The 776-nt window shown below is 68.3% G+C and carries 1 protein-coding gene; it reads left to right on the plus strand.

Annotated features, from left to right (window positions below; genetic code table 11):
• Positions 1 to 277 precede the first annotated feature (277 nt).
• Positions 278 to 776: tetratricopeptide repeat protein (locus H926_RS34355; protein ID WP_202804801.1), on the plus strand; the 499-nt coding region annotated here is incomplete at its 3' end.

Below are 776 nucleotides of genomic sequence, written 5' to 3' on the forward strand. Positions count from 1 at the left end.
CGTGCCCCGCCGTTGGTGACCTCGGGTGGTACCGGAATCGGCAGTGCTTGCGCTTCGGTGTATTGCAACGGCAACACCTATCCGGGCACCTACGACTCGCTGGGTCGCTATCTCTACTCGAGCATCACGATCGACTTCTGATAGTCCCTACGTGACTTGACCGAAGTGGCGGCGCGCGAAAGTGCGTCGCCACTTTTTTTGCCTTGAGCCCGGCGCAAGCGCTGCCACACTGGCAGATCGGGTGCGATGTGCCCGATTGCCGACCACAGGATGTACCATGCAGACCCAGCTTCCCCCGCCCACGCTCCAGGCCATTGCCGACACCGCGCGGCGTGGCCGGCTGGACGAGGCTGCGCTGCTGGCGGCACGGGCCGTGGCCGCAGCGCCCCGCGATCCGGTGCTGGCGGCGCTGGCTGGCGCGATCGAGGCCATGCGCGGGCAGCCGCTACGGGCCATTCCCTATCTGGAAACGGCGCATGCCCAGCGCCCCGACGATATGACCGTCAGGACCAACCTGGCCGAATCCCTCTATCGCACGGGCGACATGGCGCGTGCCCTGGCACTGGTCACGCCGGCGCTGGCGCGGGCCGACCGCAGCCTTCGCCTGGCGCGGCTGGGTGGTGCCGTCGCATTGGAACTGGGCGATGCCGCGGCTGCCATCGCCTATTACCGCATCGTCGTGGCGGCGGCCGAACAAGACTGGAGCGCCTGGAACAACCTGGGCAATGCCCTGGAAGCGGCGGACGACATGGCCGGGGGGATCAGCGCGCTGCGCC

The sequence above is a fragment of the Novosphingobium sp. B-7 genome, from assembly GCF_000410615.1.
Taxonomy (GTDB): domain Bacteria; phylum Pseudomonadota; class Alphaproteobacteria; order Sphingomonadales; family Sphingomonadaceae; genus Novosphingobium; species Novosphingobium capsulatum.